The sequence below is a fragment of the Rhodococcus sp. FG69 genome (assembly GCF_057808915.1).
On the sequence record NZ_JBMDIX010000010.1, the window covers coordinates 97,863 to 116,611 of the forward strand.

The following is an 18,749-nucleotide window of genomic DNA, read 5'->3' on the forward strand; positions in this document are numbered from 1 at the left end:
CATTTCTCAACTTCCGCTGCTTGAGGGGCTACGAAGGCCTTGACATTCCACTGCGGGACATGTTTGTGTAACCTGCATCACTCCATTCGGTCAGATAGTCATCATGAACGAACACAATCTCTGTTCAGTTCTGATCGTTATCGTGCAGCTTTCGCCAAAGGACTCCCATGAATCCACACGAGTGGCCGCGTATGTGGCAGCCGTCTCGGCGCGACTTCCTCAGATCCGCGCTCGTCGCCGCAGGCGCGGTCACGGCCGGCGGCCTCCTGTCGTCGTGTTCGAGCGGGGTCGATCCGAACGTGGTCACCCTCGGTTCCCGGTTGTCGGACAAGAACTCGAAGGTCGGCGTCGAGGACGTCGTCGCGATGTATCAGCGCGAGTCCGGCCGGAACGTCCGCGTCAACACCGTCGACTCGACGTCGTTCCAGGAGAACGTCAACAACTACCTCCAGGGCACGCCGGACGACGTGTTCACGTGGATGGGCGGCTACCGCATGAAGTACTTCGCCGACAAGGGGCTGGTGGACGACGTCTCGTCGATCTGGACCGCCAACGGCGGCGGCTTCAGCGACAGCTTCGAAGAGAACTCCACCGCGTCAGACGGCAATCAATACCTGATTCCGTTCTTCTACTACCCGTGGGCCGTGTTCTACCGGCCGAGCCTGTGGGCCGAGAAGGGCTACGAGCCCCCCGCAACGTTCGACCAGTGGGTCACCCTCAACAAGCAGATGCAGTCCGACGGCATCACCCCGATCGGCTTCGGAGCGCGCGACGGTTGGCCGCCGTTCGGCACCTTCGACTATCTCAATCTGCGCCTCAACGGAGTCGACTTCCACCGCGAATTGCTCGCCGGTGACGTCAGTTGGACCGACAACCGAGTGCGCGCCGTCTTCGACACCTGGCGCGAAGTTCTCCCGTTCCACCAGGAACAGCCGTTGGGCCGCAAGATGTCCGAGGCCCAGCAGGCGCTCCTCAACAAGAGCGTCGGATCGCTGGTTGCAGGCATGTTCGTCGCCCAGAGCTTCCCCGCCGGACCGGACCGCGACGACCTCGACTTCTTCCCGTTTCCGGAACTCGATTCGGCCATCGGCAGCTCCGCGGTGGAAGCACCCATGGATGGCTTCATGATGCGCGCCGATCCGCGCAACCGCGAGAGTGCCGAGGCCTTCCTCACCTACCTCACCGGACCCGAGCCGGCCGTCGCCTACGCGAAGCAGGATCCGCAGGCCATCCCCGCCCACCGCGACGCCGATCTCACGGCATTCCCCGCCCTGGTGCAGAAGTCGGCTGCACTGGTTCAGAACGCAGGATCCATCACACAGTTCCTCGATCGGGACACACGACCGGACTTCGCGTCGATCGTGCTGATCCCCGCCATCCAGCAGTTCATCGGCAACCCGAACGACGTCGACGGGTTGGTCCGCAGTATCGAGCGTCAGAAGGCAGCGGTGTTCGGAACATGAGTTGTACATCCGTTATGTCCCAGCAACTTCGAGATCAGGTACTGCAATGACCGCACCCGAACGGGTCAAGTCGCCGAAGATCCGGCGCAGTGTTCGCGACAAGTGGACCATCGCTCTCATGCTCGGCGTGCCAGCTCTGATCGTCGTCGGGCTCGTCTGGATTCCCACTTTCTTCACCGTCGTCCTGTCGTTCAGCCGGTGGGACGGTATCGGCGGCACCTCCAGCATCGAATGGATCGGTACGCAGAACTATGTAGATGCGGTGCAGGCGTATCCACCGTTCCAGAAGGCGTTGCAGAACAATGTTCTATGGCTCGCCTTCCTGTTCCTGGTACCCACCGTCATCGGGATCCTGCTGGCGATAGTGCTCGACAAGAACCTCAAGGGTTCACGCCTGTACCAGTCGATCTTCTACATTCCTGTCGTGTTGTCGATGGCGCTCATCGGGTTCATCTGGCAGCTCATCTACTCCACCGAGGGTGGCGTACTCAACAGCGTTCTCGGCACCGACGTCGACTGGCTCGGCGATCCGGACATCAACATCTGGGCGGTCATGGTGGCCGCGGGATGGCGTCATACCGGCTACATCATGCTGCTGTACTTGGCCGGACTCAAAGCGATCGACCCGTCGGTGCGAGAAGCCGCGGTCATGGACGGCGCCGGACCTATCCGCACGTTCTTCAGCGTCGTCTTCCCGCTGATGAAAAATACGAACCTTCTCATCATTGTCATCACCGTGATCGAAGCACTGCGCGCATTCGACCTGGTATGGGTGATCAACAAGGGCCGCAACGGACTCGAACTGATCTCTGCTCTCGTCACGGCCAACGTCGTCGGTGAAGCGGGCCGCATCGGTTTCGGATCTGCACTCGCCACGATCATGCTCGTCATCTCGCTCGTCTTCATCGCCCTCTATCTCTCCATCGTTCTTCGGAGCAAAGACTGATGACCATCACCTCGCCCATCGCACCGCCGCAGCGCGACCCCCTTACCCGGAACCGCGCGGCGGTCGCCAATCGCCGACGCGCAAGTACCGCTCAGATCGCTGTCTACGTCCTACTGACGGTCCTGGCTCTGGTCTGGCTCTTCCCGCTGGTCTGGGCGGTCTACAACTCGTTCCGCGACTACGACTACGTCCTGCTCAACGGCTATCTGTCCGTCGGCGGATTCACGTTCAGCAACTACATCGACTCGTGGAACATCGGCGGGATCCCGCACTACTTCCTGAACTCGCTGATCATCACGGTTCCGTCGGTGCTGCTGATCCTGTTCTTCGGCTCGATGGCGGCGTTCATCCTGGCGCGGTTCAGCTGGAAGTTCAACATCTTCATGCTGGCAGTCTTCATCGCCGGAAACCTCCTCCCTCAGCAGACTCTCCTCACCCCACTGTTCAGGCTGTACAACGCAATTCCCGTTCCGTACTGGCTCAGCTCGTCCGGATCGTTGTACGACAGCTACTGGGGACTGATCATCGTGCACGTCGCGTTCCAGACCGGCTTCTGTGTATTCGTCCTCAGCAATTACATGAAGACGGTGCCGCACGAACTGCTGGAGGCGGCGACCGTCGACGGTGCCGGCTTGTTCCGCCAGTACTGGCAAGTCGTCATGCCTCTGTGTCGTCCCGCATTGGCGGCACTCGCGACGCTTCTGGTCACGTGGATCTACAACGATTTCTTCTGGGCATTGGCGCTCATGGTCAGTGGTGACAAACTTCCCGTCACAACGGCTCTGCAGAACCTGCAGGGCAGCTTCTTCACCGATACCAACCTGCTCGCCGCAGGTTCAGTACTGGTCGCGCTGCCTACCGTGCTGGTGTTCGTTGCGCTACAGCGCCACTTCGTGTCCGGACTGACGATGGGTGCCAACAAGTGAGTTTCACCGTTCTTCGCCGTGACGGTGTCATGGTTATCCTCGGTCCGTCGTCGACGGACCTACCAGCGGTACTGCACTGGGGTGCCGATCTCGGCACGCTCTCGGATGCGGACCTGTCGGGACTGCGTTGCGCAGCCATTCCCGCTGTTCCGCATTCGAGCGCCGACGTACCCCGCTGGCTCACCGTCGCTCCTGGCGGACACGATGCGTGGCAGGGCACTCCAGCTCTGGCACTGCATCGCAGCGGGGTTGTTCAATACCCTCGGTGGTCCCAGGTTTCGGTCGACTCCACCGAGTTCGGCGCAGTCGTCAGCGCATCCGACTCCGAGCTCGGCATCTCCTGGTCGACCGAGCTGCGCCTCGAGATCGGCGGATCGCTTCGGGTACGGCAGAGCGTGCACAACGCCGTGGACTCGCCGTTGACTGTCGACGCAGTCATGACGCTGATGCCGCTGCCCGACACGGCAACCGAACTACTCGACACCACCGGTCGTCACTGCCGCGAACGAACCCCGCAGCGACGACGGTTCGACCACGGCTCAGTCGTGCGTTCGTCTCGACGTGGACGCACCGGGCACGACGCAACCCTGGTCCTCACCGCGGGCAGCGACGGTTTCGGCTTCCGCCGTGGCGAGGTGTGGGGTGTACACACCGCGTGGAGCGGGGATCACGTGCACCTCGCCGAGCGTCTACCCGAGCGGGCCGGTCAAGCCTCCGCCGTCATCGGGGGAGGAGAGCTGCTGGCACCGGGTGAGACTGTGTTGGCGGCGGGCGAGTTCTACGTGTCACCCTGGGTGCACTTCGTGTATTCCGCAGCCGGACTGGATGGTTCGGCCCACTCGCTGCATCGGTGGTTGCGCTCACGCTCCTCCCACCCGACGTCGCCGCGTCCCGTCGTGCTGAATGTCTGGGAAGGCGTGTATTTCGATCATGATCTCGATCGGCTTCGCGGTATCGCCGACATCGCTGCCCAGGTGGGTGTCGAGCGGTTCGTGCTCGACGACGGCTGGTTTCGCCATCGCCGTGACGACACCGCCGGTCTCGGTGATTGGCAGGTCGACTCCGACGTCTGGCCGAACGGTCTGGCGCCGCTGTTCGACCATGTTCGCACTCTGGGCATGAGCCCCGGCCTGTGGTTCGAACCGGAAATGGTCAACCTCGACTCCGACATTGCCCGTACACATCCCGATTGGCTGCTGGCCGCACCCGGCCGCATCCCGCTCGAGTGGCGACACCAGCACGTGCTCGACCTCACCCGGAACGACGTGTTCGACTACCTTCTCTCTGCCATCGACACGGTGCTGTCGAACGAGGGGCCGGACTACGTCAAGTGGGATCACAACCGTGATCTGATACTCGCCGTCGACACGGCCGGGCACGCCGCAGTGCACTCGCAGACCGTTGCGTTCTACCGACTGCTCGACGAGCTCCGATCACGACACCCGGCCGTCGAGTTCGAGTCATGCGCCTCTGGCGGCGCGCGAATCGATCTCGAAGTACTCGAGCACACGGACCGCGTGTGGGCGTCGGACACCAACGATCCCTTGGAGCGCCAGCGTATTCAGCGATGGACCACCCAGTTGATTCCACCGGAACTGATCGGCTCCCATGTGGGACCACAGATCGCACATACATCGGGTCGCTGGTCGACACTTCAGTTTCGCTGCCTCACTGCACTGTTCGGGCACGCAGGTCTGGAGATGGACATCGCCGAGTTGGCCGCCGACGACCTGGCGTACCTGACCTCGTGGACGACAATCTACAAGGAACTGCGACCACTTCTGCACACCGGCGATGTGGTCCGCGCCGATCACCCCGACCCGAGCGTCTGGGTACACGGTGTCGTTGCATCCGATGGGTCCGCCGCCGCATACTCCGTCGTCCGGATGGACACTTCGCCGGAAGACCGCACCGATCGAGTCAGGCTCCCCGGACTCGACGCTACTGGCCGTTACCGAGTCGAGTTCGAGCACGCCCTCAGCGATCTCGGGCATGGCATCGAGCTACCCCAGTGGATCTCGGCCAGGGGTGTGCTGGAACTGACTGGTTCGGCCCTCGCCCACGCCGGGGTGGCCCTACCGGTGCTGTTCCCGCAGACCGGTGTTCTGCTCCGAGTGCAGGCCGTCTGATCGAGGCCGAGTTATCGGCGCCGACACGAGTGTTCGAGCTATCGCGATCGCGAACAGAGTCTTCGTCTCACTTAGGCGCCCATCAGCGACGACACCGTCCGGGCAGCGGCGAGAACCGCTTCACCGGCAGCGACGAGGTTCTCCTCGTCGAGGCGGTAAGCCGGTCCCGACACCGTGATGGCGCCGAGGGCTCGCCCGTCGTAGCCGAAGATTGCGGCCGCTGTTGCGTTGAGCCCGATCTCCAGCTCTTCACGGGCGTAGGCGATCCCGCTGGCACGGACGGTTTCGATCTCGTCGAGTAGGTCCTGCCGGTCGGTGATGGTGTTCTCGGTGAACAGCTCCAACACGCCGTCGACTCCAGCTTTCAGCAGCGCGTCGTCGTAGGCCATCAGGACTTTGCCGCTCGACGTCGCGTGCAGGGCCGAGCGTTCACCCATCCAGTTGTGGCTGATGATCGACGATCCGCCGCGAACCTGGTCGATGTTGACGGTGACGGTGCCGTCGGGGACTGCGATGTTCACCGTCTCGCCGATCGTGTCGGCCAGGTCGTGGAGAATCGGCCGAGCGAGTCGAGTGATATCCATCTGGCTGGACACCGAGGTGGCGAGCCGAATCAGGCCGATGCCCAGGCGGTACTTGCCGCGTTCACCTGGTTGTTCGACGAGGCGTCGGGCCTCGAGAGCACCAAGGAGCCGAAAGGCGGTCGACTTGTGCACATCGAGATGCGTCGCAACCTCCTGAACACCCGATTCGCCGTGGTCCGCGAGGAACTCGAGAACCTCGATAGCGCGGTCCACGGACTGAATCGGAGAAGTCGGTCGGGAGGGGGGCACACCCCCAGTCTTGCACTAGTGGCTCCGTCGCCAGGCGCTGAAGGTGTGGAAACGGCGAGCGCGATCGGAACTTCTTTGGCAAGGTGGAGCGCATGCAGTGGCGCACGGGCGAGTGTCGGTCCGCGCGACCGATCTCAGGGGCAACCCCTGGGTGGGAAAGAAGAACTGGGCACTGCGTCCGACGCCGGTCCGCACGCTCCGCGTGCACGGCGGCGCCGAGTACGAAAGATTCAGGTCGCCCGTCGCCGCTGCACCCTGGATCGCGATGACGGAACGCCAGTTCAACGGGCAATTGGCGGCGTTCCTGGCGCAACTCGCGGCCGATGTGCCGTGGACCCGCGAACGTCTGGAAGAAGCGTTCATGCCGATCCTGGGGGAGAGGGCACCCCGGCTCGCCGACCGGTTGATCGATCTGTACCCGTCGCCGCCGTTCGATCAAGAGTCCGTGCACCGGCTCATCGCGGAACTCCCGCGTATCCCCGAGGCGACATCTCATGAACCTGTGCGTCGAAGCCACAGCCCGAAACCGTGGCGCTTCGACGTACCCCGCTACTTCACCACCGGCGACCTTGCCGAATCGTTGAATCTCACGATCCCCGAGATCGAGTGGTTCGCCGACGCCCACTCGCGACTCACCACTGCGTCGCCGCCGCTGCGACACTATCGAACCACCGCGATTCCCAAACGTGTCGGAGCTCGACTGCTCGAGATTCCGAAACCACGTCTACGCGAAATTCAGCGAAAGATACTGCGACGCATCCTCGATCACGTTCCGGCGCACGGCGCGGCTCATGGATTCGTCAAGGGCCGCAGCCCGCGGACGTTCGGGATTCCGCATGCAGGCAAAGAAGTGGTGATCTCGGTCGACCTGAAGAACTTCTTCCCCTCCATCGGGATCAGCCGTGTGATCGCGATTTTCGATGCGCTCGGCTATCCCCGTAGTGTGGCATGGAATCTCGCCTACCTGTGCACGACGAGCACTCCTGCCGGCCAGTTGAACGGATTGCCCTATGCCACAGCGTCGTTGCTCCGGACCAGGCATCTTCCTCAGGGTGCGCCGACGTCCCCGGCGCTGGCGAACCTCGCCGCACGAATGCTCGATATCCGGCTGACGGGGTTTGCCCGGTCGATGGGCTTGCGGTACAGCAGATATGCCGATGATCTCGCATTGTCCGGTGATGCAGACGTCGACAAGGTTCTGTGGGTTGCACGGCGGATCGTCACCGATGAGGGCTTCGTCCTGAATCCGCTCAAGACTCGGGTGCGTCGCGCACACGAACGCCAACAGCTGACCGGCCTGGTCGTCAACGACTGGCCCGCAGTGCAGCGGCGTGAATACGACGAGCTCAGAGCAATCCTGCACAACTGCGCACGTACCGGACCGACGAGCCAAAATCGCTCCGATATGGAGGATTTCCGGGCACACCTGTACGGGCGGATCGCTCGCATCGGCGAGACGAGCCCGACAAGGCGTCGTACCCTGCTCGAGATGGCGGAACGGGTGGACTGGACCTGACTCTTGACCCGCACGCTGTGTGAGGCGGAGCCTTGGAGAAGTTTGTGTTCGCTGCTCGCCGCCAGCAGGAAGAAGGAGCTGCCACAATGGTCACAGTCGAATTGAAGTCACTGCCAGTCCAGCGCATCGCACAGGTCAGCGCTCAGGTTGCCGGGCCCGAGAATATTGCCCCCGTCATCGGTCCCTTGTACGGCTCTCTCGCGCAGCACCTGTCGACGGTGGGCATCGAGTTCGGTCCGTTCGCGCTCGCAACCTACGAGATGCTCGATTCGGGGATCAACATCAGCGCGGCCTTCCCCGTCTCGACGGACGTCGTCGAGGGCGACGGATTCGATATCGTCGAATTGCCGTCGATCGATCTGGCGGCCACGACGGTTCATCACGGGTCGATGGCGACCATCGGTGAGACGTGGGAATCGATGATGCTGTGGGTGTCCGAGAACGGATACGAGCCTGTCGGTATCAGCCGCGAGGTCTACCTGGTCTCCGACCCGAAACCCGAGGACGAGTGGGTGACCGAGATCCAGCAGCCCATCGTGCGGGCCTGACGCGTGCGAGCCTGACGCACTCAGGACGCGCGGATCAACTCGACCTCGCCGACGCATCGGCATCCGCCGGTAATCTCCTCACAATCGAGAACGAGCAGGTGACGGACGTACTCGAGGTCCACGCAGGCCGGCTCGGTGCATTCCGCGTCGCCGGCCGCGTGGATCACGAGGGTTCCTTCGCAGCTGTCTTCGCTGGTGTGCATGAACACTCCTTTCCGTGTCTCCTCATTCCTATCACCGGCCTACGACAAGTCCGGGAGAAGACCTGCGTGTTCGACGCCTGAGCTGGGGTGTCGCCGGTCGCCGCCGGTAACATCACCGCATGGCTAACCCACACGGCAAGGTGTTCTTCGGCGACAGCATCATCGACAGCCGCGAGGCGACGCTGGGAGTAGCAACGTCGGCGGTGCTGTACGGCCTGAGCGTCTACACGGTCTTCCCGGTTCACGTTTCCGGTTCTTCGCGTACCGCATTCCGGTTGAGTGACCACTATCAGCGCCTGCTCGAGTCGTGCAAGATCATCGGTATCGACAGCTTTGCGCCGCAGTGGACGTTCGATCGGTTCGTGAGTGTGGTGCGCGAGGTCGTCGCGGCAAACGATCTCCAGCACGAGGTGTATGTGCGCGCGACCGTGCACGTCGACGAATCGATACCGGGAACACGGGTTCGCGGGCTGAGCACGACGATGTCGATATTTCTCTACGACGCCGTCCCGATCGTCCCGCAGGACGGCATGCGGCTCAAAACCAGTGTGTGGCGTCGTATTCCGGACAATGCGATTCCGTCACGCGCGAAGGTGAACGGGGCATACGTCAACTCCGTTCTGGCAAAGCAGGATGCGATCGACAGCGGATTCGACGACTGCATCTTCCTCGATATCAACGGCCACGTGTGCGAGCTCAGCGCGGCCAACATCTTCCTGGTGCGCAGCGGAGTATTGATCACGCCCGATGTCACCAGCGACATCCTCGACGGCATCAACCGTCGAACCATCCTCACGCTCGCACGTGAAGAAGGGATCGAGGTGCACGAGAGGACCGTCGATCTCACCGAGCTCTACATCGCGGACGAGGTATTCGTATCCGGTACTTCCGCTGGAGTGGCGCCGGTCCACCAGATCGACGGCAGGGCGATCGGCGATTCACCCGCATTGGGTCCAGTTACGTCGACGCTGCGTAAGCGGCATCAGGCAGCGCTGACCAGCGACGAGATTCACGGCTGGGTCACTGCACTGTGATCTCGGGTGACACCGGGTCGTACCGGTAGGCGTCAGGCGGGGCAGGTCGCGGCAAGTCCGGTGACGAGGCCGTTCAGCGCGGTCTGTTCGAGCGGGTCGGCGGCCGGGTCTATCGACGACGCCGTCCAGGCGAGGGTCACCTGGCGTTCTGCGTCGGGGCTCGAGAACGACAGGGTTCGGTACCCGAAGCCGTTGCCGCGTTGCCCGTAGACGAGTTCGGCTGCACCTGGGTTGCACGCATCGCCGCCGACCAGTAGCCCGAGACCGTAACCCGATGGGGTCAATACCTGCATCTGCTCGACGAGTGTCCGCGGCAGGAGCGTCTCGTCGAACAGAGCCCGGAAGAAGGTGTTGATGTCGCCGACTGTGGAAATCACCGCGGCGCTCGTAGACCACACCGATGGATCGAAGTCCGTGATGTCGACGTAGTTGTCGGCTTCGAGGATGTAGCCGTGCAGCGAGCCGGCGGGCATCTGCGGCTGGGTGGGGTAGCTGGTCGAATCCAGCGACAGCGGTTCGAAGATGCGCTGTCGCAGCGATTCGGCGATGCCGACGCCGTCGAGTTCGTCGACCACCATCCCGAGTACGACGTAATTCGTGTTCGAGTACTCGAATTCGGCGCCCGGTTCGAGTGTCCACGGCTTGGCCAAGGCCGTCTGCAGCAATCGGTCGTCGGTGTACTCGGTGGTCGCAGCGTCGAGCAAGCCCCGGGCGTCGGGCGGAACCAGGGAGTCGAGGTAATTCGGCAGGCCACTGGTGTGATCGAGCAGCTGGCGGATGGTGACAGGCTTGGGCAGCAAACCGGGAAGCACCTCGTCGATGTTGGTGTCCAGCTCGAGCGTGCCCTCGGAGACCAGTTGAAGCACGACCGCCGCAACCATCGACTTGGTGATGCTGGCAATGCGGATCGGGTCGTTCGCCGACGCCTGTTCTGTTGATCCACGCTCGACGACACCTGCCGCGCCCTGCCACTCGCTCGTACCGTCGCGGAGTTCGATGATGGCAGCAGGAGCGCCTTCGGCTACCAACGTGTCGACGACGGTCTGCGCGTCCACGGTTCGGATGGTGCTCACAGTGCTCGTCGTTGGCTGTGGAGCGGGTGGTGTGCTTTCCGCGGCGCACGACACGAGCACGAGAATGGCTGCAAGGGGTAGTGCGGTCGATCGCAGGTTCACCTGTTCACGATGCAACAGTTTCGGAAGATCTCCAACCTGGTGCTGGAGGCTCCACTCACAGTTCGGCCACGGCCGCCGCGACCAGATCGGCGTTGCCGGCCGCGAGGGAGCCGTCGGGCAGGGTGAGGCTGTCCTCCAGGCCGATTCGCGTCGAGAGGTCGAGGCCGACGGCCAGCCGAAGGGTGTTCCGGCAGGTAGCGCCCTCGCCGTGCAACAGGATGGGTACACCGGCGTCGACGGTTACCGCCACGAGGTCGTCGGCCGCGGTCGGGGGGTCGTTCGGTTGCACCTCGAGGAGTGCTCGCATGCAGTGTTTTCGCAGATCGGAGTCCAGCCACGCGCGAGCTGCACGGACGCTCCACAACCCTGCTTCGACCCCGACCCCTCGATCGAGCAGAACGCGCGCAACCTCGTACGCGCCCTCCTCGTGCCAGTTGACCGATGCGAAATCCGGCAACGTCGTCCACGACGCGATCGCCTTCAACCGGGACGCGGGGTCCGGTGCACTCCACGCACCCGTCGTGACGCCCACCGGTACTACTGCCATACGCGCTGCCCGCACTGCCGCCTCGACGTGATCCGCGGCGAGAGAGTCTGTGCCGTCGGGGTTCTTGGGGTGAACATGGATCGCCTCGGCACCAGCGCGCACCGCAGCAATCGACTCTGCGGAGATCTGCTCCGCTGTGACGGGTACCGCCGGATGCTCTCTGGGCGTCCGGGGACCGTTGATGCACGCCTTCAGCTTCATGCGCGTGCGGCGACGTCGAGGAGGACCTCGGCTGCTTGCCGGGCCGCTGTTGCGGATTCGGGAGATTCCGAGATTGCTGCAGTGGTCTGGGCACCCTCCGCGAGCAGGGCGATCTGCAACCCGAGGCTCGCGGGACACCCCGCTTCGACGACCAAATCGGTGACATATTCGACGAATTCGCGTTTGTGCTGGTGTGCTGCATCTGCGACGGCGGGCATCGTAGCACCGAGTTCCCCGAACGAATTGATGAACGCGCAGCCGCGAAAGTTGTCCTCACGGAACCACGCGTCGAGGAAGTCGAAAATCGAGAGCACTTTGTCGCGCGGCGAGTCGTGCCGGTCGGCTTCGGCGAGGATGCGCTCGTTCCAGACGGCTGTGCGTCCGGCCAGTACCTGCGCGACGATGTCCGACTTGGACGGGAAGAGCGCATACATCCGCTTGAGCGAAATCCCGGCCGCGGTGCGCAGTTCGTCCATGCCGACGGCCTGGACGCCACGCGCGTAGAAGAGTTCGTCGGCGGCGTCGAGCACTGCCGCCCGCGCGCTGTCCATCTCCATTTCTCACCAACTCCTTGCGCAGAGAACCAACGTTCTCTACGGTAGACCATAGTGCGAGAACGTACGTTCTCCACCAGACCACGACGAAGGGCAACAGCAATGGCTTTCATCAATGTCGGAACAGAGAACAGCACCCCGGTCGACGTCTACTACGAAGATCACGGCAGCGGCCAGGCCGTCGTCCTGATCCACGGCTACCCGCTCGACGGCAACTCCTGGGAACGTCAGTCACGAGCACTCCTCGACGCCGGCTACCGCGTCATCACCTACGACCGCCGCGGCTTCGGCCAGTCCAGCAAGCCCACCGTCGGCTACGACTACGACACTTTCGCATCCGATCTCAACGCAGTCCTCACCGAACTCGATCTCAACGACGTCGTCCTCGTCGGCTTCTCGATGGGCACAGGTGAATTGGCGCGCTACGCCGCGAAGTACGGGACCGACCGTGTCGCGAAGTTCGCCTTCCTTGCCTCACTCGAGCCATTCCTGCTGCAAACCGACGACAATCCGACCGGAGTTCCGCAGTCGGTGTTCGACGGTATCGACGCGGCGGCGCGCGAGGACCGCTTCGCCTGGTTCGACAACTTCTATCGTGACTTCTACAACCTCGACGAGAACCTCGGCACCCGAATCAGCGAGGCAACCGTACGCGCGAGCTGGAACACTGCGGTCGGGAGCGCACCGGTAGCGGCGTATGCGGTGGTGCCCAGTTGGATCGAGGACTTCAGGGGTGACGTGCAGAAGGTGCGTGAATCCGGCAAGCCCACGCTCATCCTGCACGGCACCAAGGACAACATCCTGCCGATCGACTCGACAGGGCGCGAGTTCACCAAGGCATTCCCCGAAGCGAAGTACGTCGAGGTCGAGGGTGCCCCGCACGGTCTACTGTGGACGCACTTCCAAGAGGTGAACGACGCGCTACTCTCGTTCGTTCGCTAAGCCGCTCACGGAATTACTCTGCGGCGTCGAAGATCCGAGAAGATGTCGGTGAACATCTTCTCGGTCTCGACGTAACGGTGAAATCCCAGACGCCTGGCCTTCGAACCGTCGGCGAAGAAGTCGTAGTCCCACCCGAATACGAAGTCTCCGAACGGCCACGCTGCGACGTCTGCATACGCGGTCGGTGCGAGGTCGTATCTATCGACCATGGAATTCCACAGCGGTTCCTTGTCCGCCATCGTCTCGGTGAGCGACATCTGCAGTGGTGCGGCGACGTCGATCTCGAAGAATTCTGCGATACGCGGCCACAGGGTCTCCCAGCGGAACACGTCGCCGTTGGTGATGTTGAATGCTTGGTTCTGGCATTCGGGAGTCGTTGCGGCCCATACGGTTGCTTCGGCCAGCAGCCCTGCGTCGGTCACCTCCATGATGGTTCCGTAGGCGCCGCGCTTTCCCGGAAACCTCAGTGGTACACCGAGTTCCTTCGACATCGCGGCGTACATGGCGATGACGGTCGCGAGATTCATCGGGTTCCCGAGCCCGAAGCCGCAGACGACTGATGGCCGAATCGCCGTCCATGTCCACGCGCCCCGAGCACTGCGGTCCTTGAGTAACTTCTGTTGCTCGGTGTTGAACTCGGGTGTCATGTGCCCGGCATCGGATTCCTTCGCAGGCGTCGAGAACGGTCCCAAGTGTGCGCCGTACACCTTGTATCCCTGCATCAGGCTGATGTGCCGCAGGTCATCCGATGTGGCCTCGACCGCATCGACGACGTTTCGCAGCATCGTCACGTTCGGTTCGACGAGTTCTGCCCATGTCGGTCGGTCCTGATACGCGGCATAGAAGACATGGGTCGCGTCGTGGACCGATGCCAATGCGTTCCTGGTGCCGGTGGCATCGAGAAGATCGAGGGCGATGTGTCGCACCCCCGGTTCGTCGACGCCACCTCGTCTGGACAGGCCGACGACGTCCCAGTCACCCTGCTGTTTCAGATGCTCGACGAGGTTGCCCCCGATCACACCGCGTGCACCCACGACAACCGCCACCTGTCTGCCCTGCATAAGTCCTCCTAATCGATATATCGCAATGTTGCGATGAACAAAGTGAACCATACGTATCGGGAATTTGCGATATGACGGTATGATGCTCGAGTGTCCAAGAATCCCGTCGAGGACGATCTCGCCCTGGCCTTCAAAGCGCTGTCCAATCCCACGCGCGTGGCGATATTGCGATGGCTGAAGGACCCGTCCGACTTTCCTCCGCAACTCGAGCCCACCGAGGAAGTAGGAGTGTGCCTCAAGCACATTCAGGCCCGAGCCGGTGTGTCCCAATCAACCGCGTCCCAGTACATGGCAACCCTGCAGAACGCCGGATTGGTCACCAGCACGCGTGTGGGGCAGTGGACGCACTACAAGCGAAGCGAAAAACGAATCCAGGAACTGGCTGCGGACGTATCGAGCGAGTTGTGATGACGCAGGCGCCGGATCCACGCAACGTGGTGGTGACCTCGGAGTCGGTTCGTCTCGGAGTGCTGCTCGCCGCGGTCGGTGGATTCTTGGACGTCTACACGTTCATGACTCGCGACGGCGTGTTCGCGAATGCGCAGACCGCCAACGTGGTGTTGTTCGGAATCGACATCGCGTCGGGCCAGTGGCGGTCGGCGATGGGGTACCTGCCTCCGCTGGTTGCGTTCGTCCTCGGCGTCTTCACAGCGGAGTTCGTCTCGAGGCCGGCTGTCGCACGGATCGTGAAGCGACCGGTCCGCGCAGTGCTCGTGATCGAGATCGTTGTGATCGCAGTAGTCGGCTTCGTCCCGTTGTCGGTACCCAATGCTGTTGTCACGATCTCTATTTCGTTCGTCGCAGCCTTGCAGGTAACGACGTTCCGAGTGCTGGTGGACCAGGCGTTCAGTACAACGATGACGACCGGCAATTTACGCAGCTTGTCGCAGGCGCTGTTTCATCGGGTCACGGACGGCGACAAGGCGGCGGGGATGCGGGCAATCAATTTCGGATCTGTCATCGCGGGGTTCCTCGGCGGTGCAGTGCTCGGAGCCGTGATGGTGCGAATGCTCGACACCGGAGCAGCGTGGGTGGCGTCGGGAATGTTGGTGGTTGCGTTGGCCGTGTTCATGTTCGACGAGTGGCGTGGGGTGCCTCGGGTTCGGCATCCGCTCGCCTAGTGGCACGACTGAGTGTCCTCTGGTGCACTCAACCGCGCTACTGGGCGAGGACCGCCTGCAGGATCCGGGCGGGGACCGCTATACGACGACCACTCCGTCGGAGTCGCTGTAGACGATCTCGCCTGGGTTGAAGGTGATGCCACCGATTTCGACGGGCACGTTCTTCTCACCGGATCCGGTTTGCGTGCTCTTGCGCGGGTTGGTGCCGAGTGCTTTGACGCCGATGTCCAGGGTGCGCAGGATCGCCGAATCTCGGATCGCGCCGTTGACGATGACTCCCGCCCAGCCGTTGGTGACGCCTCTACCTGCGATGATGTCGCCGACCAGCGCTGTGTGAATGCTCGCATCGCCGTCCACGACGAGCACCCCGCCGTTGCCTGGCTCGCCCAGGGTCTGCTTGACCAGGAGGTTGTCCTGGAAGCACTTGATCGTGGTGATCGGTCCGGCGAACTCGGAGTTCTTTCCGAACTGAATGAATTGCGTGTCGCAGCTTCGGATTTCGGGCCCGATCTCGTCGGCCAGGTCTGCAGTTGCCTTGAATTCGACGGAAGTCATGGTCGAAAGCTTAGTCGAGCCGTCCGTGACGCCTCTCGTACTCGTCCCGGGTGCGATCCAGCTTGGCCTGTGTGTTCGCATTGAGCAGCTGTGGATCGAGGTCGTGGATGAGCAGGCGGTGCCGCCGGTAGACGTTCATCAGTGCGATCGCGAAGTAGACGAGCGGAATGAACAGCAGCGCCATCATCGCAAGGCCGATCCACAGCGGTCCGGGAACGAGTAGGAAGAGCGACAGCAGCGGGATGACGGGCAGCGTGAACCGAACCAGATAGCGGGCCTGAGCCCCGTTGCCGACGAGGTCCTCGCGCACCCAGTCCTGCATCGACGCCGGCAGCACTCGGCCGAACTGGTAACCCAGGTACTGCCAGAACGTCGGCTTCATACTGCGGACTTTACGCCCTCACCTCGCACACGACGGCCGCGCCGATCGACAACGCGACTGCATCCTCGACCAACGCCGCCGCAATCGGGGGTACTTTCTTCGACGCCCAAGCGCGGTACGCGTGACCTGCATAGGATGCCGCGATCGCCGACAGCCCGCCGATGACTGCCGCCGGAATCGGGTCGTCGCCGAGGCGTCGGGCAACGACGAACGCGGCGCCGCTCCCCGCCGCGATCCGTCCGACGAGGGCGGGCGGGCTGAGCCGCGATGGCGTCGTCGGCAGTTTGTCCATGACGAGCTCGCCCGCGGTGACGACGGCCGAGGCCCCGGCGGCGAGACGCTCTCGGTCGCTTCCTTCGAACCAGGTGAGCAGCCCGACGGTAATGCCGACCGAGCTGCGCAGGCCGCCCGCCTTGCCGATTGAAGCGGAGAGAATAGCCGAGCGAAGCGTCGGAGTCATGTTCGAAGTATTCACCCGGGTGGGTACTTTGGCCAGGGACAGGTCGATCTACTCCCCGGTTGTTCGGTTGTGGTCGCGAGATACGCACAACCGGGGAGTAGATCGCCTACTTGCCTTCGGCGTTGGCGACGATGGCGTCACGGACATACCGCGCGAGCCCCGGCGCTACGTCGTCGTAGTGCTTGGTGAAGCGCTCGTCGGCGATGTACATCTCCGCCAGGCAGACGTGCATCTCGTAGCCGCAGTCGTAGTGCTGCTCGATGCCGGCGCGGTGGCGCTCGGCGAGTACCGCAGCGCGTTCCGAGTCGGCAGGAACACCGGCCCTCATAGCCGCTGCGAAATCGGCTTCCAACGCGTCGGTTTCGGCCTTGATGCGCTTCCAGTCGTCTTTGGTGAACGACGCGGTACGTGTCTGCGACTGCTTCCACGCCTCGGTGTCGCCCCAGCGCTCCTCGGCCTCCCCGGCATACTCGTCGCCGAGCCAATCGTCGCCGAACACCTCACGCTGCTCTTCCGGGGTCAATTGAATTCCCATTTTCTTCGCCTCCATCATCGTGTCCACGGCCGCAGCCATCTGATGCAAGCGATCGATCCTCGCGTCCAGCAATGCACGCTGACGTGACAGGTGTGCAAATGCATCGACAGTCGGATCATCGAGGAGGGTGGCTATGTCGTCCAACACGAACCCGAGTTCGCGGTACGTCAGTACCTGGTGCAGTCGCTCGACGTCGGCCGACGAGTAGCTGCGATAACCCTTCGGGGTCCGCCCGGACGGCACCACGAGACCGATCTCGTCGTAGTGGTGCAGTGTCCGGACGCTGATCCCGACGAGGCGGGACACCTCGCCCACCTTCATTCCCCCTGAATCGCTCACGGAAGACAACAGTGGTACCTCCCGTGGGGTGAGGGTCAAGTCCTGTCAGCGAACGACTCGTTCGCATCCTCCGGCAGGCGCACCGGCGAGGCGCTGCGAGATCCAGTCGAATGCACCGGGCCTGCCGCCGACCTCGGCGCTCGTGTGATCACCGGGGATCTCCTCCAAATGGACCGATGCGCCCATCGCGCACCACTGGTCCTGGACGGCTTCGGCGCCCTCCTTGGGAATGAGGAAGTCCTGTAAGCCCTGGTAGATGTAGATCGGCGACTCGGGCTTGATCTGTCCCATCCGGTTCTCTTCGACCACGGCCTGGGTGATGGGGTGATCGAACACGTTCGGGACGTTCGACAGATTTTGCTGATCGAACAGCAGCAGTCCGCTGTACGACAGCACGTCGACGCATTGGTCCTTCTGCGCGAGTGCCAGTCGTTTGCCGTTGTCGTTGGCCAGTGAACGCATCTCCGGGTACTCCCGGCTCAGCCCGATGGTCGCTGCCGTGAACAGGCCGGATCCGATGCCGCCGTTGAGCGAGCGCTGCAGAATCTTGTAGTCGGTGGGAGGGCCACCGAACGCGACGCCGACGATGTTCAACTCCGGCGCGTACGTGGGCGCCAGCTGCGCTGCCCAGCCCGACGCGATGGCCCCGCCCGAGTAGCCGGTGATCGCGATCGGTGCGTCGGACGCGACACCCGCACTGTGGGATGCGCGCAACCCGTCGAGCACGGTGTGACCGGATACGAGACCTGCCGAGTACGCCTGACGCGGACCTTGATAATCGGTGGCGACGACGGCATAGCCCCGACCCAGCAAGTCCTGCATCCGGTCGATTTCCTTGTTCGTACCCCGCGGCAGCGTCGACGACGGTGCGCACGCGTTGCCGAGTGAATCCGTCGCCTCGTTGTACGCGACGACTGGCCGCGGTCCGCCGCCCGTCCACGGAGCGTCGGGGACGATGACGGTCGTCGCCGCGGCGATCGGGTTGTTCTTCGAATCGGTCGAACGGAACAGCAGCTGCGTCGACGTCGTACCTGGTTGTACTGCAACACCTCTCGTGTTCAGGACCGTGCCTGGTTCCTGAGCTTCGAATCCCGCGGGCGCATCGAACCAGGGGTCGCCGAGAGGAGTGGGGAGGTAGGCGGCAGGATCACTCGGCGGATCGACGAGATCGCCGATGGGATCCGCCTGCGCCCACGGAGCAAACGCGACCATGAGTGCTGCGGCGCCTGAAAGAACGATGGTCCTGCGCACTGTGCATTTCACGCTGACAAACCCACCC

The 18,749-nt window shown here is 63.0% G+C and carries 21 protein-coding genes; 10 read left to right on the forward strand and 11 right to left on the reverse strand.

The window, feature by feature from the left end; genetic code table 11:
- The first annotated feature begins 167 nt into the window (after positions 1–167).
- Genes ACODSO_RS10185 through ACODSO_RS10200 form a run of 4 tightly spaced genes read left to right on the forward strand, consistent with a single transcriptional unit; the run spans position 168 to position 5,464 of the window.
- Positions 168–1,463 carry an ABC transporter substrate-binding protein gene (locus tag ACODSO_RS10185; protein WP_489036830.1) on the forward strand — a complete coding sequence of 432 codons (1,296 nt, stop codon included), beginning with the start codon at positions 168–170 and terminating at the stop codon, positions 1,461–1,463.
- 46 nt (positions 1,464–1,509) lie between these two features.
- Positions 1,510–2,409 carry a carbohydrate ABC transporter permease gene (locus ACODSO_RS10190; RefSeq protein ID WP_489036831.1) on the forward strand — a complete coding sequence of 300 codons (900 nt, stop codon included), beginning with the start codon at positions 1,510–1,512 and terminating at the stop codon, positions 2,407–2,409.
- Positions 2,409–3,335, forward strand: a complete 927-nt coding sequence (locus ACODSO_RS10195; RefSeq protein ID WP_489036832.1) for a carbohydrate ABC transporter permease — start codon at positions 2,409–2,411, stop codon at positions 3,333–3,335. Before ACODSO_RS10190 ends, ACODSO_RS10195 begins: the two co-directional genes overlap by 1 nt.
- Entirely contained in the window at positions 3,332–5,464 is a 2,133-nt protein-coding gene (locus tag ACODSO_RS10200) for an alpha-galactosidase (RefSeq protein ID WP_489036833.1), read from the forward strand. Before ACODSO_RS10195 ends, ACODSO_RS10200 begins: the two co-directional genes overlap by 4 nt.
- Positions 5,465–5,535: 71 nt before the next feature.
- Here the strand turns inward: ACODSO_RS10200 and ACODSO_RS10205 are convergent, their stop codons facing one another.
- On the reverse strand, positions 5,536–6,261 hold the full coding sequence (locus ACODSO_RS10205; protein ID WP_489036835.1) for an IclR family transcriptional regulator: 726 nt from the start codon (positions 6,259–6,261) through the stop codon (positions 5,536–5,538).
- 133 nt (positions 6,262–6,394) lie between these two features.
- Here ACODSO_RS10205 and ACODSO_RS10210 point away from each other — a divergent pair, with 133 nt between their 5' ends.
- Together ACODSO_RS10210 and ACODSO_RS10215 are read left to right on the forward strand one after the other, a co-directional pair.
- Positions 6,395–7,813 (forward strand): reverse transcriptase family protein, encoded by a 1,419-nt coding sequence (locus tag ACODSO_RS10210; protein WP_489036836.1) that lies wholly within the window; start codon positions 6,395–6,397, stop codon positions 7,811–7,813.
- Positions 7,814–7,899: 86 nt separating this feature from the next.
- A complete protein-coding gene (locus ACODSO_RS10215; RefSeq protein WP_489036838.1) occupies positions 7,900–8,361 on the forward strand; it encodes a GyrI-like domain-containing protein in 462 nt (153 codons plus the stop codon).
- Between the two features lie 20 nt (positions 8,362–8,381).
- Here the strand turns inward: ACODSO_RS10215 and ACODSO_RS10220 are convergent, their stop codons facing one another.
- A complete protein-coding gene (locus ACODSO_RS10220) occupies positions 8,382–8,564 on the reverse strand; it encodes a hypothetical protein (RefSeq protein ID WP_068376972.1) in 183 nt (60 codons plus the stop codon).
- Between the two features lie 119 nt (positions 8,565–8,683).
- On the opposite strand from ACODSO_RS10220, the gene ACODSO_RS10225 reads away from it, so the two are divergent.
- Positions 8,684–9,598 (forward strand): aminotransferase class IV, encoded by a 915-nt coding sequence (locus tag ACODSO_RS10225; RefSeq protein WP_489036839.1) that lies wholly within the window; start codon positions 8,684–8,686, stop codon positions 9,596–9,598.
- Positions 9,599–9,630: 32 nt separating this feature from the next.
- On the opposite strand, the gene ACODSO_RS10230 is transcribed toward ACODSO_RS10225, so the two are convergent.
- From ACODSO_RS10230 to ACODSO_RS10240, 3 genes are all read right to left on the reverse strand, one after another.
- A complete protein-coding gene (locus ACODSO_RS10230) occupies positions 9,631–10,671 on the reverse strand; it encodes a serine hydrolase domain-containing protein (RefSeq protein ID WP_489036841.1) in 1,041 nt (346 codons plus the stop codon).
- A 157-nt stretch (positions 10,672–10,828) separates the two neighbouring features.
- Entirely contained in the window at positions 10,829–11,521 is a 693-nt protein-coding gene (locus tag ACODSO_RS10235; RefSeq protein WP_489036842.1) for a 3-keto-5-aminohexanoate cleavage protein, read from the reverse strand.
- Entirely contained in the window at positions 11,518–12,078 is a 561-nt protein-coding gene (locus ACODSO_RS10240; protein ID WP_068376883.1) for a TetR/AcrR family transcriptional regulator, read from the reverse strand. Before ACODSO_RS10240 ends, ACODSO_RS10235 begins: the two co-directional genes overlap by 4 nt.
- A 99-nt stretch (positions 12,079–12,177) precedes the next feature.
- On the opposite strand from ACODSO_RS10240, the gene ACODSO_RS10245 reads away from it, so the two are divergent.
- Positions 12,178–13,017 (forward strand): alpha/beta fold hydrolase, encoded by an 840-nt coding sequence (locus ACODSO_RS10245; protein ID WP_489036844.1) that lies wholly within the window; start codon positions 12,178–12,180, stop codon positions 13,015–13,017.
- A 5-nt stretch (positions 13,018–13,022) separates the two neighbouring features.
- Here the strand turns inward: ACODSO_RS10245 and ACODSO_RS10250 are convergent, their stop codons facing one another.
- On the reverse strand, positions 13,023–14,078 hold the full coding sequence (locus ACODSO_RS10250) for an SDR family oxidoreductase (RefSeq protein ID WP_489036846.1): 1,056 nt from the start codon (positions 14,076–14,078) through the stop codon (positions 13,023–13,025).
- 90 nt (positions 14,079–14,168) lie between these two features.
- Here ACODSO_RS10250 and ACODSO_RS10255 point away from each other — a divergent pair, with 90 nt between their 5' ends.
- Positions 14,169–14,486 (forward strand): ArsR/SmtB family transcription factor, encoded by a 318-nt coding sequence (locus ACODSO_RS10255; protein WP_489036847.1) that lies wholly within the window; start codon positions 14,169–14,171, stop codon positions 14,484–14,486.
- The gene (locus ACODSO_RS10260; protein ID WP_489036849.1) at positions 14,486–15,199 is read left to right on the forward strand and encodes a YoaK family protein; all 714 of its coding nucleotides are present in this window, start codon (positions 14,486–14,488) and stop codon (positions 15,197–15,199) included. The genes ACODSO_RS10255 and ACODSO_RS10260 overlap by 1 nt, the downstream gene beginning before the upstream one ends.
- A gap of 78 nt (positions 15,200–15,277) precedes the next feature.
- Here the strand turns inward: ACODSO_RS10260 and rraA are convergent, their stop codons facing one another.
- The 5 genes from rraA to ACODSO_RS10285 all read right to left on the reverse strand — a co-directional run bounded on the left by rraA (position 15,278) and on the right by ACODSO_RS10285 (position 18,721).
- Positions 15,278–15,754 (reverse strand): ribonuclease E activity regulator RraA, encoded by a 477-nt coding sequence (gene rraA, locus ACODSO_RS10265; RefSeq protein WP_489036851.1) that lies wholly within the window; start codon positions 15,752–15,754, stop codon positions 15,278–15,280.
- 10 nt (positions 15,755–15,764) lie between these two features.
- The gene (locus ACODSO_RS10270; RefSeq protein WP_068376863.1) at positions 15,765–16,136 is read right to left on the reverse strand and encodes a DUF5313 family protein; all 372 of its coding nucleotides are present in this window, start codon (positions 16,134–16,136) and stop codon (positions 15,765–15,767) included.
- Between the two features lie 10 nt (positions 16,137–16,146).
- Entirely contained in the window at positions 16,147–16,596 is a 450-nt protein-coding gene (locus tag ACODSO_RS10275) for a hypothetical protein (protein ID WP_489036853.1), read from the reverse strand.
- A 106-nt stretch (positions 16,597–16,702) separates the two neighbouring features.
- Positions 16,703–17,452, reverse strand: a complete 750-nt coding sequence (locus ACODSO_RS10280) for a MerR family transcriptional regulator (protein ID WP_489036922.1) — start codon at positions 17,450–17,452, stop codon at positions 16,703–16,705.
- 63 nt (positions 17,453–17,515) lie between these two features.
- Positions 17,516–18,721, reverse strand: a complete 1,206-nt coding sequence (locus ACODSO_RS10285; protein ID WP_489036855.1) for a lipase family protein — start codon at positions 18,719–18,721, stop codon at positions 17,516–17,518.
- Positions 18,722–18,749: the final 28 nt, after the last annotated feature.

Excerpts from the sequence above, each read along its gene's own strand:
- ACODSO_RS10185 (WP_489036830.1), top strand. The coding sequence starts at position 168 with ATGAATCCACACGAGTGGCCGCGTATGTGGCAGCCGTCTCGGCGCGAC.
- ACODSO_RS10190 (WP_489036831.1), top strand. The coding sequence starts at position 1,510 with ATGACCGCACCCGAACGGGTCAAGTCGCCGAAGATCCGGCGCAGTGTT.
- ACODSO_RS10195 (WP_489036832.1), top strand. The coding sequence starts at position 2,409 with ATGACCATCACCTCGCCCATCGCACCGCCGCAGCGCGACCCCCTTACC.
- ACODSO_RS10215 (WP_489036838.1), top strand. The coding sequence starts at position 7,900 with ATGGTCACAGTCGAATTGAAGTCACTGCCAGTCCAGCGCATCGCACAG.
- ACODSO_RS10220 (WP_068376972.1), bottom strand. The coding sequence starts at position 8,564 with ATGCACACCAGCGAAGACAGCTGCGAAGGAACCCTCGTGATCCACGCG.
- ACODSO_RS10225 (WP_489036839.1), top strand. The coding sequence starts at position 8,684 with ATGGCTAACCCACACGGCAAGGTGTTCTTCGGCGACAGCATCATCGAC.
- ACODSO_RS10235 (WP_489036842.1), bottom strand. The coding sequence starts at position 11,521 with ATGAAGCTGAAGGCGTGCATCAACGGTCCCCGGACGCCCAGAGAGCAT.
- ACODSO_RS10240 (WP_068376883.1), bottom strand. The coding sequence starts at position 12,078 with ATGGAGATGGACAGCGCGCGGGCGGCAGTGCTCGACGCCGCCGACGAA.
- ACODSO_RS10245 (WP_489036844.1), top strand. The coding sequence starts at position 12,178 with ATGGCTTTCATCAATGTCGGAACAGAGAACAGCACCCCGGTCGACGTC.
- ACODSO_RS10250 (WP_489036846.1), bottom strand. The coding sequence starts at position 14,078 with ATGCAGGGCAGACAGGTGGCGGTTGTCGTGGGTGCACGCGGTGTGATC.
- ACODSO_RS10260 (WP_489036849.1), top strand. The coding sequence starts at position 14,486 with ATGACGCAGGCGCCGGATCCACGCAACGTGGTGGTGACCTCGGAGTCG.
- rraA (WP_489036851.1), bottom strand. The coding sequence starts at position 15,754 with ATGACTTCCGTCGAATTCAAGGCAACTGCAGACCTGGCCGACGAGATC.
- ACODSO_RS10270 (WP_068376863.1), bottom strand. The coding sequence starts at position 16,136 with ATGAAGCCGACGTTCTGGCAGTACCTGGGTTACCAGTTCGGCCGAGTG.
- ACODSO_RS10275 (WP_489036853.1), bottom strand. The coding sequence starts at position 16,596 with ATGACTCCGACGCTTCGCTCGGCTATTCTCTCCGCTTCAATCGGCAAG.
- ACODSO_RS10280 (WP_489036922.1), bottom strand. The coding sequence starts at position 17,452 with ATGAAGGTGGGCGAGGTGTCCCGCCTCGTCGGGATCAGCGTCCGGACA.